Source organism: Rhodococcus sp. NPDC060086 (genome assembly GCF_042730275.1).
GTDB lineage: Bacteria > Actinomycetota > Actinomycetes > Mycobacteriales > Mycobacteriaceae > Rhodococcus.
On the sequence record NZ_JBHWWZ010000010.1, the window covers coordinates 59,175 to 73,150 of the forward strand.

At 64.0% G+C, this 13,976-nt stretch carries 16 protein-coding genes; 8 read left to right on the forward strand and 8 right to left on the reverse strand.

The window, feature by feature from the left end:
• The first annotated feature begins 69 nt into the window (after nucleotides 1-69).
• Genes ACFWB0_RS08795 through ACFWB0_RS08805 form a run of 3 tightly spaced genes read left to right on the forward strand, consistent with a single transcriptional unit; the run spans nucleotide 70 to nucleotide 2,548 of the window.
• Nucleotides 70-567: a nuclear transport factor 2 family protein gene (locus tag ACFWB0_RS08795; protein WP_378490054.1), complete on the forward strand. Its 498-nt coding sequence runs from the start codon at nucleotides 70-72 to the stop codon at nucleotides 565-567.
• Entirely contained in the window at nucleotides 564-935 is a 372-nt protein-coding gene (locus ACFWB0_RS08800; RefSeq protein WP_378490055.1) for a DUF485 domain-containing protein, read from the forward strand. Before ACFWB0_RS08795 ends, ACFWB0_RS08800 begins: the two co-directional genes overlap by 4 nt.
• The gene (locus ACFWB0_RS08805) at nucleotides 932-2,548 is read left to right on the forward strand and encodes a cation acetate symporter (RefSeq protein ID WP_378490056.1); all 1,617 of its coding nucleotides are present in this window, start codon (nucleotides 932-934) and stop codon (nucleotides 2,546-2,548) included. The genes ACFWB0_RS08800 and ACFWB0_RS08805 overlap by 4 nt, the downstream gene beginning before the upstream one ends.
• A gap of 117 nt (nucleotides 2,549-2,665) precedes the next feature.
• On the opposite strand, the gene ACFWB0_RS08810 is transcribed toward ACFWB0_RS08805, so the two are convergent.
• Both ACFWB0_RS08810 and ACFWB0_RS08815 read right to left on the reverse strand, forming a co-directional pair.
• Nucleotides 2,666-3,196 (reverse strand): DinB family protein, encoded by a 531-nt coding sequence (locus tag ACFWB0_RS08810; protein WP_378490057.1) that lies wholly within the window; start codon nucleotides 3,194-3,196, stop codon nucleotides 2,666-2,668.
• Between the two features lie 59 nt (nucleotides 3,197-3,255).
• Entirely contained in the window at nucleotides 3,256-3,438 is a 183-nt protein-coding gene (locus ACFWB0_RS08815) for a hypothetical protein (RefSeq protein WP_378490058.1), read from the reverse strand.
• A gap of 116 nt (nucleotides 3,439-3,554) precedes the next feature.
• Here ACFWB0_RS08815 and ACFWB0_RS08820 point away from each other — a divergent pair, with 116 nt between their 5' ends.
• Together ACFWB0_RS08820 and ACFWB0_RS08825 are read left to right on the forward strand one after the other, a co-directional pair.
• Nucleotides 3,555-4,013 (forward strand): ATPase, encoded by a 459-nt coding sequence (locus ACFWB0_RS08820; protein WP_378490059.1) that lies wholly within the window; start codon nucleotides 3,555-3,557, stop codon nucleotides 4,011-4,013.
• Nucleotides 4,000-4,338 (forward strand): ArsR/SmtB family transcription factor, encoded by a 339-nt coding sequence (locus ACFWB0_RS08825; RefSeq protein ID WP_378490060.1) that lies wholly within the window; start codon nucleotides 4,000-4,002, stop codon nucleotides 4,336-4,338. The genes ACFWB0_RS08820 and ACFWB0_RS08825 overlap by 14 nt, the downstream gene beginning before the upstream one ends.
• Before the next feature lie 39 nt (nucleotides 4,339-4,377).
• On the opposite strand, the gene ACFWB0_RS08830 is transcribed toward ACFWB0_RS08825, so the two are convergent.
• Nucleotides 4,378-4,857, reverse strand: coding sequence for a TspO/MBR family protein (locus ACFWB0_RS08830; RefSeq protein ID WP_378490061.1), 480 nt, complete (start codon nucleotides 4,855-4,857; stop codon nucleotides 4,378-4,380).
• 112 nt (nucleotides 4,858-4,969) lie between these two features.
• Between ACFWB0_RS08830 and ACFWB0_RS08835 the strand changes: the two genes are divergently transcribed.
• On the forward strand, nucleotides 4,970-5,965 hold the full coding sequence (locus ACFWB0_RS08835; protein ID WP_378490062.1) for an MBL fold metallo-hydrolase: 996 nt from the start codon (nucleotides 4,970-4,972) through the stop codon (nucleotides 5,963-5,965).
• On the opposite strand, the gene ACFWB0_RS08840 is transcribed toward ACFWB0_RS08835, so the two are convergent.
• The 3 genes from ACFWB0_RS08840 to ACFWB0_RS08850 all read right to left on the reverse strand — a co-directional run bounded on the left by ACFWB0_RS08840 (nucleotide 5,962) and on the right by ACFWB0_RS08850 (nucleotide 10,151).
• Nucleotides 5,962-8,322 (reverse strand): FdhF/YdeP family oxidoreductase, encoded by a 2,361-nt coding sequence (locus ACFWB0_RS08840; protein WP_378490063.1) that lies wholly within the window; start codon nucleotides 8,320-8,322, stop codon nucleotides 5,962-5,964. The two genes, ACFWB0_RS08835 and ACFWB0_RS08840, sit on opposite strands and share 4 nt — an antisense overlap.
• A 261-nt stretch (nucleotides 8,323-8,583) precedes the next feature.
• Nucleotides 8,584-9,270 (reverse strand): NAD(P)H-binding protein, encoded by a 687-nt coding sequence (locus ACFWB0_RS08845; protein ID WP_378490064.1) that lies wholly within the window; start codon nucleotides 9,268-9,270, stop codon nucleotides 8,584-8,586.
• Nucleotides 9,267-10,151 carry an alpha/beta fold hydrolase gene (locus ACFWB0_RS08850; protein ID WP_378490065.1) on the reverse strand — a complete coding sequence of 295 codons (885 nt, stop codon included), beginning with the start codon at nucleotides 10,149-10,151 and terminating at the stop codon, nucleotides 9,267-9,269. Before ACFWB0_RS08850 ends, ACFWB0_RS08845 begins: the two co-directional genes overlap by 4 nt.
• A 91-nt stretch (nucleotides 10,152-10,242) precedes the next feature.
• On the opposite strand from ACFWB0_RS08850, the gene ACFWB0_RS08855 reads away from it, so the two are divergent.
• Together ACFWB0_RS08855 and ACFWB0_RS08860 are read left to right on the forward strand one after the other, a co-directional pair.
• Nucleotides 10,243-10,740 carry a CGNR zinc finger domain-containing protein gene (locus ACFWB0_RS08855; RefSeq protein WP_378490066.1) on the forward strand — a complete coding sequence of 166 codons (498 nt, stop codon included), beginning with the start codon at nucleotides 10,243-10,245 and terminating at the stop codon, nucleotides 10,738-10,740.
• A 393-nt stretch (nucleotides 10,741-11,133) separates the two neighbouring features.
• The gene (locus tag ACFWB0_RS08860) at nucleotides 11,134-12,006 is read left to right on the forward strand and encodes an aldo/keto reductase family oxidoreductase (protein WP_378490067.1); all 873 of its coding nucleotides are present in this window, start codon (nucleotides 11,134-11,136) and stop codon (nucleotides 12,004-12,006) included.
• Between the two features lie 102 nt (nucleotides 12,007-12,108).
• On the opposite strand, the gene ACFWB0_RS08865 is transcribed toward ACFWB0_RS08860, so the two are convergent.
• Both ACFWB0_RS08865 and ACFWB0_RS08870 read right to left on the reverse strand, forming a co-directional pair.
• Nucleotides 12,109-12,768, reverse strand: a complete 660-nt coding sequence (locus ACFWB0_RS08865; RefSeq protein ID WP_378490138.1) for a tellurium resistance protein — start codon at nucleotides 12,766-12,768, stop codon at nucleotides 12,109-12,111.
• 91 nt (nucleotides 12,769-12,859) lie between these two features.
• Nucleotides 12,860-13,945 (reverse strand): DUF475 domain-containing protein, encoded by a 1,086-nt coding sequence (locus ACFWB0_RS08870; protein WP_378490068.1) that lies wholly within the window; start codon nucleotides 13,943-13,945, stop codon nucleotides 12,860-12,862.
• Nucleotides 13,946-13,976: the final 31 nt, after the last annotated feature.

A 13,976-nucleotide genomic window follows, 5' to 3' on the forward strand; every position in this document is an offset into this window, starting at 1 on the left:
CGATCCGGCCTTGCTATGGTTCCGATCACATGAACATGCGTTAATCCAGACGCTCCCGGAGGTTCCCCCGTGACCACTACAGAATCCGATCGATCTCTCCTCGAGCGCATCGCACGCCTCGAAGATCTCGAAGTGATCCGCACGCTCGACGCCCGGTACTGCCGCCACCTCGACGACGGGAACTGGGATGCCCTGATGGACCTGTTCACCGACGACGGTGAATTCGACGGGCTGTCACATCCCAAAGGCAAGGAGGAGATGAAGACCTTCTTCGCCGGCCTCGCCGACGGCGGACTCACCGCGTTCTGGCACTTCATCACCAATCTCGAGATCGACCTCGACGGAGACCGCGCCACCGTCCGTTCGTTCCTGTGGCAGCCGTGCGTCACCGACGGCACCGCGAGCATCGCAGCCGGACGGTACACCGACGAGGTCGTCAAGATCGACGGCCGCTGGCTCTACAAGGTCAAGCAGGTCCGCTTCCACTTCTTCGGCCCCCTCGAAGCCGGCTGGGACGAGAACCTCTTCGCACTCGAGACGGCACGCCGGGCGGCGGTGCAGGCATGAACGACACCGTCTCCGAGAAGGGCACGTTCGCTGCGGACGATCTGATCTGGTCGCGGATGTTACAGCTTCCCGAGGTCGCCGAACTGCGGCATCGACGCAAGATGGTCACCAACACCCTCGGTGGCATCACCATCGTGTTGTTCACCAGCTTCCTCGTGGCCTGGATCGGCTTCCCCGACCAGCTCGGCTCCCACTCGATCCTGGGTGTCCCGTTGTCGCTCTGGGTGGTCTTCAGCCAGTTCGCAGGCACCTGGGTGATGGTGTGGGCATATTTCCGGTTGTCCCGCACATACATTCAGCCCGCCGCCGACGCCGCGATCCGCGCTGTCGCCGATAACCGGCCCGACTCCGAGGAGGTCGTCGCATGACCGGCGACGCCGATTACCTGGCCATCGCAATCTGCAGTGCCGTCATTTCACTGACCCTGTGGGTGACGTTCGCGGCGTCCCGTCGCGCCAAGAGCGCCGACGGCTTCTTCGCCGCGGGTCGCTCGATCTCGAGCTGGCAGAACGGATTCGCCATTGCCGGTGAATTCATTTCCGCCGGTAGCTTCCTCGGCACCACTGGCCTGATCTTCTCCAAGGGCGTCGACGGCACTGTCATCCTGTTCACGTCCGTCATCTCGTTCCTGCCGGTGCTGTTCCTGCTGGCAGAGAAGATGCGCAACCTCGGCAAGTACACCCTCGCCGACGTGCTCGTCTTCCGCACCGAATCACGTAATGTGCGTGTCGTGGTGGCGCTCAGCACCATCACAACCGGCACATTCGTCCTCCTCGCGCAGCTCGTCGCCGCCGGCGTGCTGCTCGAATCGGTCTCGGGGATCCCCTTCTGGCTCTCGGTGATCGTGGCCGGTTCGCTCATGGGTATCTACGTGTTCGTGGGCGGCATGCTCGCGACGACCTGGGTACAGGTCATCAAGTCGTCGATCCTGTCGGTCCTCGCGCTCATCGTGTGCTTCGGCATTCTCGCGCAGTTCGGGTTCAGCTTCCCCAAGGTTCTCGGCGACGCCACCGATAATGCCGTTGCGGGCGAAGCGATCCTGTCGCCCGGCCTGATCTTCGGCGAGACCAGCGCGATCAACCTCGTCTCGTACGCCCTGGCGTTCGCGCTCGGCACCGCAGGCATGGCGCACATCCTCATCCGGTTCTTCACCGTCCCCGAGGCACAGACAGCACGACGCTCGCTCGGCTGGACCGTTGCACTGTGCAGCATGTTCTACCTCATCGTCATCGTGATGGGCTTCGGTGCCGCGGCGCTGCTCGGCCCGAACGGCACCGATCTCGTCGGCCCCGGCGGCAACCTGGCCGCTCCGGTCCTCGTGACCGAACTCGGCGGCGGCATCGGCACCACCGGCGGCTCGATCGCACTCGCGCTCGTCGCAGCGGTTGCCTTCGCGTCCATCATCGCGGTCGTCGCAGGTGTGGTCATCTCCGCCGCAGGCACATTCGCACGCGACGTGTGGCCGGCGCTGACCCGCAAGGAACCCGTCGAGCACCTCGACGTCGAGGACCGCAACCGCGAGGAACTCACGCAGGCACGGATCGCGCGCTACGGTGCGGTCGCGTTCAGTGTCATCGCCATCGGCCTGACGATGCTCATCGGCGACGACACCAACATCACGTTCTTCATGGGCATGGCGTTCATGGTGGCCGGAAGCGCCCATCTCCCCGCCCTGGTCCTGAGCTTGAACTGGCGACGGTTCAACAGCACCGGCGCCGTATGGGGTGTGCTCACAGGCTTGATCTCCACCGTCGTGAGTCTCATGTTCACCGAGGCACTGTGGATGGGCAGCGGGCCGGCGCCCCTGACGATCCAGCTTCCGGTGATCTTCACGATGCCGCTCGGCCTGGCCGCCTGCATCATCGGCTCGCTCGTTGCCGAGAAGCGTCGCGGCCGCGGAGTCCACGACGACGAGAAATTCGCCGAGATGCTCGTCCGGGCAGAGACCGGCATCGGCGCGGAGGTCGCCGAAGTGCACTGACGTTGTCGCACCCGCTTCCGCGATCTGAGCGAATGTACCCTTCACTCTACTGAACGAGACGAAGGGTACATTCGCTCAGAGGGGTTGGGGCACAAGAGCACACGAGCAGGCAAACCCTCAGTCGAAAGTCATGCCGGCATCGGCGCCGCGTTGCATGGTGGTGTTCGCACCATCGAGCGCCTCGCGGATGATGTCGGCATGGCCGCTGTGGTGGGCCGTCTCGCGAATGATGTGAAGCACCACTTTTCGTGCGCTCCACCATTCCCGCTCCGGCGCCCACGGCGCGGTCGGGAGGGGAACCTGCAGGTCGAGGTCGAGGCCCGCGACGAACTCCTCGGTCACGGCCGCAACCTTCGCGTACTCGTCGAGAAGATCGGCGAGGGTGTCGTCGTCGCCCATGTAGTACGACACCATCGCGGAGTCCATGTCGAAGGTCGCGTTCTCGTCGAGCTGACGGATCCTGTCGATCCAGCCGCTTTCCGTGGCCGATACGTGCTTGATGAGCCCGCCGAGGGTGAGGTCGCTGGCCGTACTTCGGGTGCGCGCGCCCGCGTCGTCGAGTCCGCGCACGGTGATCAGGAGCATGTCACGCTGTTCCGCCAGCATCGCCAGAATATCGGCGGCTTCGACGGTGATGTTTTCGGTCATGTTCCTACGGTAGAAGCGATCGAGGACAGTTGTGGTCCGCAATGACAGATCGGTAAAAATCAGGCGGCGAAACCCACCGCGCCGATCACCGGAATGACCGTCATGAACACGATCGCCACGACGAACAGGGCGATCGTCAGCTTCCTGTCCCACTTGGCGCGCGCCCCGGTCGCGGCGGCGAGGAAGAAGACGAAGCCAACACAGATGGACGCGATTCCGATGATCACGGATGTCTCGAGCATGACACCATCATCACCTACTCTCGACCCCCTTCGTCGCCGTGCCCCATTTGCAACCCGAGGGTTGCAAGTAACTCCCGCGAGTGCAACCATGGAGTTGCACCCAACGAGGAGGAATCATGGCAGACGAACTCGACCGCATCGAACGACAGATCACCATCGACGCCCCGGCCACACGGGTATGGGAACTCGTGGCCGAACCCGGGTGGTACATCAACGACGCGTTGATCACCGAGCACCGACTCGAATACAACGGCGATCTCACCGTCGTTCACGATCCCGTCCACGGTGCCTTCACCTTCCGCACCGTCACACTGGACGAACCGCACTACGCGGCATTCCGCTGGCTTTCCGACCACGCCGACCCCCACAGCCCATCCACGCTCGTCGAGTTCCGGCTCGACGCCGTGTCCGATACCTCGACCGTCTTGAGCGTGACGGAATCCGGATTCACCTCGCTTCCCGGCGACTCCGCCGAGCGCCGCGCCAAGTACGAGGGGAACGCCGACGGCTGGGCCATCGAACTGAATCTCGCCAGGAACCACCTCGAGAAAGGGAAAACGGTTGCCGCACACTGAGTCGGACGAGGTCTCCGACACCACGCGCGTGTTTGCGGCACTGGCCGACGACACGCGGTGGCAGATCCTGCAGCGCCTCGGACGATCACCCGCATCCGCTTCGGCTCTCGCGTCGGAATTCACGGTGTCGCGTCAAGCGATCGCGAAACATCTGGCGGTCCTGGAAGCATCCGAGCTGGTGACCTCCGAACGCGTCGGTCGCGAACTCCGGTTCTCCGCTGCCGGTTCGAGATTGAGTGCGGTGGGCCGCACACTCGATGCCGTGGGCTCAGGATGGGACCGCCGGCTGGAGGCCATCAAGAATGCTGCCGAGCAAAGCCGGTGACCTCGCCCCATGCGCGGAACGGCCGCTCGGCGCACTGCATCACCGATTGAGTTGTGCAATCCGTCCGCTGAGCACTGTCGCAAACGAGGTCCACACCGGGTACGGCGCCAGCGCCAGCCCGGCGACAGGGTTCGCCGATGCGGTGCGACGCGCGAGATCGGCACTACTCACGGTGAGCAGTGCGGCGACGGCCGTCGCAGGCACAGGCCGGTGCCCCTTGAAGAACACCCACGACCACGCCCCGTTCAACACCAGATTCGTCACTAGCGCACCGACGTAGTTCCGGCGTTCCTCGGTGGCACCCCGCTCGGTCAACTCGTCGATCGCCACTGCGGACGTGACCGCGATGTCGGCGTACAGAGCCGTCCACACCACCGGAAAAGCCGCCGCCGGAGGTTGAAAATCCGGCTTGCGCAACTTGCGGTACCACCGTGAATCGACGTCGCGCGATGCGATCGACCCGATGAGCGCGGTCGTCGCCGTCGCCGCTACGGTACCCAGAACGGTTGTAAGCTTCATTCCCGGACACACCTCTTCCCGATTCACTGTGTGCGTGTGGGTACCCGGGAGCACGAGTCCGAAACGCGGCGCACGCCGAAGGCCGTGAACGTTCAGCAGGCAACGGGGAGCGATGGAACAGAGCGGACTGACACAGCTGGGCGACGGAGTATGGGCCTTCCTGCGCCCGTCGGGGGGCTGGGGCGAAGCGAACACCGGGCTCGTCGTCGCGCCCGGCGCGGCGTCGCTCGTGGTGGACACCATGTGGGACGTCGCGTGGGCGAAACGTGTCGCCGACGTGCAGTGGCCGCTCGTGGTCGACGCACCGATCACTGAGGCAGTCAACACCCACTCCGACGGCGATCACTGGTGGGGCAACGACGCACTCCCCACCGCGACTCGGATCACGACCAGCGCGGCAGCACTCGAAGGAATGCACGAAGACCTTCCGCCGGCTGCCTTGACCGTGATAGCCACGGCCGGTGAGATGATCGGGCGGATCCCCGGACCGATCGGCGCTGCCGGCAGCTACATGGCACGCGTGCGGGGCGACGCCCGGTTCCCGCGCCGCACACCGCGCTTCCCCGACCACACGTTCGACGAGACGCATCGACTGACCATCGGAGACCGGGCGGTCGACCTCGAGCGGCTCGGACCGTGCCACACCGCCGGTGATCTCGTCGCGCGCGTGCCTGACGCGGGCGTGGTGTTCACTGGCGACATGCTGTTCATCGGGACCACACCGATCCTCTGGCACGGTCCGCTCGAGAACTGGATCGCGGCGCTCGATCGCCTACTCGCGTGGGAAGCCGACGTCTACGTTCCGGGTCACGGACCACTGTGTGGGACCACCGAGATTCTCGAGCTACGCGAATACTGGGTCTGGTTGCGTGACGCAGGCCGGGCACAGTACGACTGCGGAACCGGAATCAGGCAGGCAGCACGAGAACTTGCGCGCAGCAAAGAATTCGATCGGTGGAACAACTGGAGTTCACCCGAGCGAATCGTGCTGAGCTTGAGCACCCTGTTCCACCAGTGGCACGGCAATCCACCCGGGCCACCGACGGTATTGCGTCGCGCCCGGGCGTTCGCCGATGCCGGAACTCTGTTGCGCGACGGCGTGTTCTAGGACAGGTGCTCCGGTGCCGGATGCGACTTGTGCGACCGATCCGATCCCACCGGTTGCTGGCTGTGCACGTCGGGACACGTGTGGTCCCGAGTGCCCGCGGCGGACAGAGAGATGACGATCGACTTGTATGTCGGGCAATTGCTGTGCAGAGCTGTCGAATCCAGCGGCACCAGGGCGTTCGTCTCGGGATAGTAGGCGGCCGCGGACCCTCGCGGGACGTCGTATTCGACGATGCGGAACTGCAACGCGCACCGCACGCGTTCGTCACCGTCCCAGAGAGTGAAGAGATCGACCATGTCACCGTTGTCGAATCCGAGCGCGGCGATGTCGTCGCGGTGCAGGAACACGACGCGGCGCCCACCCTCGATTCCCCGGTAGCGGTCGCTGAGCCCGTAGATCGTGGTGTTGAACTGGTCGTGACTGCGCAGCGTCTGCAACAAGAGGTGACCCTCGGGCACGTGCAGGACCTCGATGGGTGAGACCGCGAATTCGCCTCTGCCCGATTCGGTCTGGAAGGTTCTGCTGTCGCGCGGCGGATGCGGAAGGATGAACCCGCCGGGTCGCCGTACGTTCACCTCGTATCCTTCACAACCCGCGACCACCCGCGAGATGTGGGTTCGAATGTTCACGTAGTCGTCGCGCATCGACTTCCAGCCAATCCCATGCCGGTCGCCCAGTGTGGCTTCGGCGATGCCGGTGAGGATCGCAACCTCGGACTGCAAATGCGTGCTCGCAGGCTTCAGAGGCCCACGCGATGCGTGCACAGCACACGCGGTGTCCTCGACACTGATGAACTGCTCTCCCGACTTCTGGACGTCCTTCTCCGTGCGACCGAGCGTGGGCAGTATCAGCGCGGTATCGCCGCACACGAGATGCGATCGGTTGATCTTCGTGGAAATATGCACCGTCATCGCGGTGCGGGACAGCGCTTCCGCGGTGACTGCGGTGTCGGGCGCGGACTGCACGAAGTTGCCGCCGAGGCCGAGGAAGAACTTCCCTTTGCCGTCGCGCATGGCACGAATGGAATCGACCGTATCCCAGCCGTTCTCACGAGGAGGATCGAACCCGAACTCGCGCTCGATAGCGTCGAGGAAGTGCTGTGGCACTCGTTCCCAGATACCCATCGTGCGATCGCCCTGGACATTGGAATGTCCACGCACCGGCATCAGCCCGGCGCCTCGCTTTCCGATGTTTCCCTGCGCCAGAGAAAGATTGACGATCTCCTTGATGGTTGCCACAGCGTTGCGGTGCTGTGTCAGGCCCATCGCCCAGCAGAACACCGTCGCCTTCGACCGCCGCAGCATCTGCGCGGCTTCCGTGATCTGCTCGCGCGACAACCCGGTCGCCGAGGTGACAAGATCCCAATCGAGAGCCTCCACGTGCAGCTTCCACGCGTCGAAGCCGTGGGCGTGGCGATCGAGGAACTCATGGTCGAGCGCATCCCATTCGACGAGCAGCGCTCCGAACGCCTGCAACAGCGCCAGGTCGCCGTTGACTGCGACGGGAAGGTGGAGATCCGAGAGATCTGTACCGTGGCCCACCACTCCCCGAGGCGCCTGCGGATTGCGGAAATTCATCAGACCGGCTTCTCGCAGCGGATTGATCGTGAGGATCTTCGCGCCGCGACGTTTGGCCGTCTCGAGTTCGGTGAGCATGCGCGGATGGTTGGTGCCCGGATTCTGCCCCTGCAGAATGATGAGTTCCGCGTTGTGGATGTCGTCGAGCGTGACACTGGCTTTTCCGATGCCGATGGATTCCTGCAGTGCAATGCTGGTGGATTCATGGCACATGTTCGAACAATCGGGCAAATTGTTGGTGCCGTACGCGCGTGCGAACAACTGGTAGACGAAGGCTGCCTCGTTCGAGGCCCGGCCCGAGGTGTAGAAGATCGCTTCGTCCGGGCTGTCCAGCGACCTCAGTTGCTCGCCGACCAGTGCGTATGCAGAATCCCAGGTGATCGGGGTGTAATGCGTCGCCCCCGGGTGCTTGACCATCGGATGCGTGATGCGCCCCTGCTGTCCGAGCCACATCTCACTATGGCTCGCGAGGTCGGCGATGCTGTACCGCGCGAAGAAATCGGGATCGGCACGGTCGCGGGTGGCTTCCTCCGCCACCGCCTTGGCGCCGTTCTCACAGAACTCCGCGATCTTCCGGTGTCCCGGGTCCGGGTCCGGCCACGCGCAGCTCATGCAGTCGAACCCTTCGGCCTGATTCAGCTCACGCAGAGTCTCGGCAGACCGGACCAGCCCCATGTGCTCGTAGGAACGTTTCAGCGCGACCGCGACACCGCGGACTCCGGCCGCCCACTCCTTCTGCTCCCCGACCGTCAGGTCACGTTCGTCATAATCGTCGCGCATCGATTGCTCCTCACCGGCCCGGTACACAGTCCACGCACTGCGTACCCATGCGGCGGGTGAGGAAACATCCGTGGGGTCCTACTTGCGGCCGGGGATTCCACTGGAGATATCGGAAGCGATCGGTCTTACTTCGGCGCGGCATCAGCGCGGTGGATGTCTCGTAGGTGCGGTGGGTAGGCGAACTTTGACGGATGGGATGGCGGGAGGTCGGAGCATGCTGCGAACTTCGGAGACCATGCTCCGATCTTCCGTCCGACTGCGCTAAGAGCGGATGGAGCCGTTCTCTGTCCTTCCCGGTTCCGCACCGGCACGCGACACCGCTACGTCGATGCGCGTGTCACCCTCGTTCAGTTCGAGGATCTTCCTGCTGATGCGGGGTTCGTACAGGATGTGGACGAGTGTCGCGGCGACGTCGCCCCGACTGATTTGTCCGTGCACTTCAGCAGGCCCGAGGGCGACGAGCCCCGTTTCTGCCTCGTCTGTCAACAAAGAGGGGCGCAGGATGACCCAGTCGAGGCCGCTGTGGGTGAGTGCGACCTCCGCTTCCTTCTTTGCGGCGAAGTAGTACTCCTCGTCGGCGGGAAGTCGACGTTCTCTCCATGCCTCCGGGAAGACCGACACGACCGCGACCCGACGAACGCCGGCCAAATGCGCTGCTTCGATGGTCTTGGCGACACCGTCTCGGTCGACAGATTCGGTGACTCTTCGTTCTCCACCGTTCGATCCTGCGGTGAACACGATCACATCCGCGTCGTCGACGGCTGCCGCGACGTCGTGCGGCGTCATCGCGCCCAGCTCGGCGACGTATGTCTCGATACCGGCGGCGGCGAACTCGGCCTGGTCGCGGGCCGACCGCGTCAAGCCCCTGACCGTGTCGCCTCGACCCGAGAGGTGATCGGCGAGTAGCCGACCGATTCTCCCGGTGATTCCGATGACGAAAATGTTCATTGGAGTACCTTTCCGATCTCAGGAGTCTCACTGCGCCACTCATCGATGATGCGGACGACGTCATCGAGGTGGGACTCGAGAAGGAAGTGGCCGCCGTTCATCAACTCGACGCGCGCATCGGGTACGTCGTTTCGGAAGGCTTCGGCACCGGCAGGGCCGAAGATCTCGTCATTCTTCCCCCACACTGCGAGTACGGGGATCCGAGTGGTGCGCAGCCAGTCGTGGACCGCGGGGTACAGCCGTCGATTGGTTGTGTAGTCGGCGAACAGGTTCAGCTGAGCGCGGTCGACCCCCGGACGACCAAGTAGTGCGAGGTCGTGTTCCCAGGAGTCAGGGTCGATGGCCGTCACGTCGGCGACCCCGTGCTTGTACTGCCATTCCACCGCCTCTCGCCCGAGGGCCGGCCGCAGGGCCTCTTCGTTCTCGACGGACCGGTCGGCTCCGTAGTTCCAGATCGGTTCCCAGAACGCCGGTACGAAGCCTTCCTCGTACGCATTACCGTTCTGTGAGATGACGGCCTCGACGGACTCCGGCTCAGCCAGTGCCAGGCGCCAGGCGATCGGCGCGCCGTAATCCTGCACGTACACGGTGTATCTCGTAATACCGAGCTTCGCAAGGAAGGTACGTGTCACCTTTGTGAGGGACTCGAAGGTGTAATCGAAGTCGTCCGCCGAGGGAGCCGACGAGCGACCGAACCCGATGTGGTCGGGCGCAACGACGCGGTACCGGTCCGCAAGGGCCGGAATGAGATGTCGAAACATGTGCGAGCTGGTCGGATATCCGTGCAGCAGAAGAAGAACGGGCGCATCCGAGGATCCGGACTCGCGGTAGAAGACCTCGAGGTCGCCGACGGCGACGGTGCGGTGGTGCACAGCAGACATAACTAACCTCTTAACGTAGTTTTAGTGGTTAGTTCGACGGTAGCATGAGACGGATGCGGTAGCGATCGAGTGGCCGGCGGAAAGGGTGCACATGATTCAGGACGAGGATCTGCTGTTGGCGTTGCTGAACAGCGCACCGATCATCGACGGAGTGAAGGTCGACGGCCTGCAAGGTTCGGCCGGTCGCGAGTTTGTCCAGCGGTTCGGCGGAACGGGCTCGAAGACCGAGATCGCGCACCTCCAGCAGATGCGGAGCGCCCTGCACGAGGTGATTCGCGACCGGGGCGACGCCTACGCCGCCCTCGGTTCACTGATCCGCGACGCGATCCTCACACCCGAGGTCACCCCCACCGGTATCCGATGGGAGCTGCACACTCCCCCGGCCGAGAGACTTGCGGTTCGTGCGGCGATGGCCTGGTCCGACGTCATGGAGAGAATGCCCGGCCGGCTTCGCCCCTGCGCCAACACCGAGTGCAATCTCTTCCTCATCGACCACAGTCGCCCCGGCAGCGCCAAGTGGTGCTCCATGACCACTTGCGGGAACAGGATGAAGGTGCGCACCCACGCGCACCGCAGACGGGAACGATAGCGCCCTTCTGGGTCGCAAAGGGAATCAGATTCGGCACCGTGCACGGTCCGCGAATCGCGTTGGCCGAGTCGCGCTACGCCCCTCAGATGTCCGACTCACCGCTCGGGGCTGACGGCAACAATGCCGCCGCTGGTCAGACATCGCGCTCGGCGTATCCGGAGATACGTTCCAGCAGTTGATATCTCGGGCACTACGCCAGGAACGCGTTGTACTGCACCTTGTCCAACGCTCGCTTCTGAGCCGCACTCGTCGTCGCCACTTCGATCACGCCTTCTCCCCGGGGTGTGTTACGCACTTTCAGGTGCCTACTTCCCCACGGGGAAACGGTTCCCCAATGATGGTCCTACGGTGGCGATAAGCGCCCCCGTAGGACCAAGGGGTAAAGCGAACACGATGGAAGCACTCAGCACTTCACTTCCCGGCGGCACCTGGACTCTCGGTGACTCTCCCGTCACCAGGTTCGGTTACGGGGCAATGCAGCTTGCAGGCCCGGCAGTCATGGGCCCGCCCGCCGACCAGGCCGGCGCCCTGGCCGTACTGCGCGAGGCCGTCGAGGCCGGGATCACCCACATCGACACCAGCGACGCGTACGGGCCCACGGTCACCAACGAGCTGATCAGCGAAGCCCTTCGCCCCTACCCTGATTCGCTGCTCGTCGCCACCAAGGTCGGGGCGAACCGCGACGCGCAGGGCGGCTGGCCCACCGCTCGGCGGCCCGAAGACCTCCGCAAGCAGGTCCAGGGAAATCTCCGATCCCTCGGGGTCGAAGTCCTCGATCTCGTCAACATGCGGATGGGCGACGCGACCGGACCGCAGCCCGGCTCCCTCGAGGAAGCGTTCGGGACACTCGCCGAGCTTCAGGCGCAGGGTTCGATCCGACACCTCGGGGTCAGCAACGTCACCCCCGAGCAGGTCGCAGAAGCCCAGAGCATTGCCCCGATCGTGTGCGTACAGAACATGTACAACCTTGCGCACCGCCACGACGACGCCCTCATCGACCAACTCGCCATGCAGGGCATCGCCTATGTTCCCTTCTTTCCGCTGGGAGGCTTCACGCCGCTGCAGTCCGAGACGCTCTCCGCGGTAGCCGAACAGCTCGAGGCAGCGCCGATGTCGGTGGCACTCGCATGGCTTCTGCAGCGTTCCCCGAATATCCTGCTGATCCCCGGCACATCGTCATCGGCGCACCTGCGCGAGAACATCGCAGGCGCCGGCCTTTCTCTCCCCGAAGAGGCCGTGGCCGAACTCGACAGGATCGGTCGCTGACACCCGGCTACGAGGAGAAGGGCTTCCTCGCCGCAGGCGTGCAGACCCGAACGCCCGCCACAGCGATACTTGCTCTGGCGGGCGGAAAACGGGTGAAGATGCCTACTTGCGGCCGGCCTGCCACTTCATGCCCCAGTCGTACTGGCGGTCGAGGTCGGACTGGCTGCCGTTGACGTATTCGACGAGACGCTGCACGGTCACGCCCTGCGGGGTGCTCTGCAGCATCGCGATAGCGCAGATCCGGGCGCCGTTGTTCGGCGAATCGAGGCGCACCTCGATCTCCTGTCCCGAGGGCTGAGTAAGTGTGACAACACCGTCGACTGCGGCCCAGTTGGCAGCACCCTCGTAGATCATGGCGAAGATCAGCACGCGCTTGATCAACTCGGGACGTTCGAGGTTGATGTGCATGTTCTCGCCGCCCTGAGCGGAACCGGTGCGATCGTCGCCGTCGAGGTGGATGTACGGCGGGGTGTTCAGTGCCCCGAAGCTGTTGCCGAGCGCCTGGATGACGCCTTTCGACCCGTCGGCCAGCTCGAACAGGCACCCGAGGTCGAGATCGACGCCGCCGGCTGCACCGGTGAGCTTCGCGAGGAATCCCTTCTTCTGTTCACCGCGTGACCAGTTGAGATTCACCCGGATCACACCCTGCCCCGCGCTGCCCTTGGTGAGGCTGACCGAGGGGGAGTCCTTCGTCAGGTTGATCTTGCTGAGGTTGACTCCGCCGGATCCCTGCTCGGGCTTCTTGCTGTAGTCGATGGCCATGTACTTGCCTTTCATGAGGTGGTGCCCGGATATGAAGACGGGAGCCTCCGGCCCGAGAACAGGGTCGAAGGCTCCCATCGGTCGATCTCGATCAGACGGACACTTCCGCCTTGCCGTGCTTGCGGTTCCGGTAGATGCTCGACGCGAACGCCGCACCGATCAGGACGATGCCGACCATTCCGGTGATGAGCTCGGGAACGTGCGTGCCGATCGAGTACAGCAGGATCAGCGCGAGCGCACCGATCGCCCAGTGAGCACCGTGTTCGAGGTAGACGTACTCGTTGAGCGTGCCCTTGCGGACCAGGAAAATGGTGATCGAACGGACGAACATGGCGCCGATGAAGCCGAGCCCCAGCGCGATGATGATCGGGTCGGACGTGATGGCGAACGCACCGATGACACCGTCGAACGAGAACGATGCGTCGAGGACTTCCAAGTAGAGGAACAGGAAGAATCCCGCTTTACCCGTGGCCTTGGCCAGACCTGACGGGCCACCGCTGGGCTCCTCGCCCTCCTCGGGGATGTGGAACATCTCGCCGAGACCGTTCACCGCAATGTACGTGATCATGCCGAGCGCACCGGCGATCATCACGGTCGACACCGCGTCGTCGGGAGCGATGACCGTGGCGGTGATCAGGAGCAGGACGATCGCGATGACGACCTCGAGCTGGTCGAGCTTGCCAGCCTTCGCCAGCGGACGCTCGATCCACTGCAGCCACTTGATCTCACGCTCTTCGAGGATGAAGTGGAGGAACAGCATCAACAGGAACATGCCACCGAATGCCGCGATCTGCGGGTGCGCGTCGGTGATCAAGGTTTCGTAACTCGGATCCCCGTTGGGGAAGTAGGGGGCGCCGTCCGCCGGTGGGTTCAATGCCAGGTCGAGCGCGGCGACCGGGCCGAGACCCGACGCGACCCACACGATGAGCAGCGGGAACACCAGGCGCATGCCGAAGACGGCGATGAGGATGCCGATGGTGAGGAAGATCTTCTGCCAGAACTCGCTCATCCGCCGCAGCACGGTCGCGTTGATGACCGCGTTGTCGAACGAGAGCGACACCTCGAGAATGCCGAGGATCACACAGAGAAACAGGGCTTCGGGACCGCCATACAGGAAGGCGACCACCAGGGAGACGACGGTGACGGCGAAGGACGCACCGAATATTCGCAGAACCACGAAGCGTGGCCTTTCTTCTCGGAGTCAGGGC

What these genes read in the sequence shown, in the direction of transcription:
- ACFWB0_RS08800 (WP_378490055.1), top strand. Translation starts at nt 564, where the DNA reads ATGAACGACACCGTCTCCGAGAAGGGCACGTTCGCTGCGGACGATCTG.
- ACFWB0_RS08805 (WP_378490056.1), top strand. Translation starts at nt 932, where the DNA reads ATGACCGGCGACGCCGATTACCTGGCCATCGCAATCTGCAGTGCCGTC.
- ACFWB0_RS08810 (WP_378490057.1), bottom strand. Translation starts at nt 3,196, where the DNA reads ATGACCGAAAACATCACCGTCGAAGCCGCCGATATTCTGGCGATGCTG.
- ACFWB0_RS08815 (WP_378490058.1), bottom strand. Translation starts at nt 3,438, where the DNA reads ATGCTCGAGACATCCGTGATCATCGGAATCGCGTCCATCTGTGTTGGC.
- ACFWB0_RS08820 (WP_378490059.1), top strand. Translation starts at nt 3,555, where the DNA reads ATGGCAGACGAACTCGACCGCATCGAACGACAGATCACCATCGACGCC.
- ACFWB0_RS08830 (WP_378490061.1), bottom strand. Translation starts at nt 4,857, where the DNA reads ATGAAGCTTACAACCGTTCTGGGTACCGTAGCGGCGACGGCGACGACC.
- ACFWB0_RS08835 (WP_378490062.1), top strand. Translation starts at nt 4,970, where the DNA reads ATGGAACAGAGCGGACTGACACAGCTGGGCGACGGAGTATGGGCCTTC.
- ACFWB0_RS08840 (WP_378490063.1), bottom strand. Translation starts at nt 8,322, where the DNA reads ATGCGCGACGATTATGACGAACGTGACCTGACGGTCGGGGAGCAGAAG.
- ACFWB0_RS08845 (WP_378490064.1), bottom strand. Translation starts at nt 9,270, where the DNA reads ATGAACATTTTCGTCATCGGAATCACCGGGAGAATCGGTCGGCTACTC.
- ACFWB0_RS08850 (WP_378490065.1), bottom strand. Translation starts at nt 10,151, where the DNA reads ATGTCTGCTGTGCACCACCGCACCGTCGCCGTCGGCGACCTCGAGGTC.
- ACFWB0_RS08855 (WP_378490066.1), top strand. Translation starts at nt 10,243, where the DNA reads ATGATTCAGGACGAGGATCTGCTGTTGGCGTTGCTGAACAGCGCACCG.
- ACFWB0_RS08860 (WP_378490067.1), top strand. Translation starts at nt 11,134, where the DNA reads ATGGAAGCACTCAGCACTTCACTTCCCGGCGGCACCTGGACTCTCGGT.
- ACFWB0_RS08865 (WP_378490138.1), bottom strand. Translation starts at nt 12,768, where the DNA reads ATGGCCATCGACTACAGCAAGAAGCCCGAGCAGGGATCCGGCGGAGTC.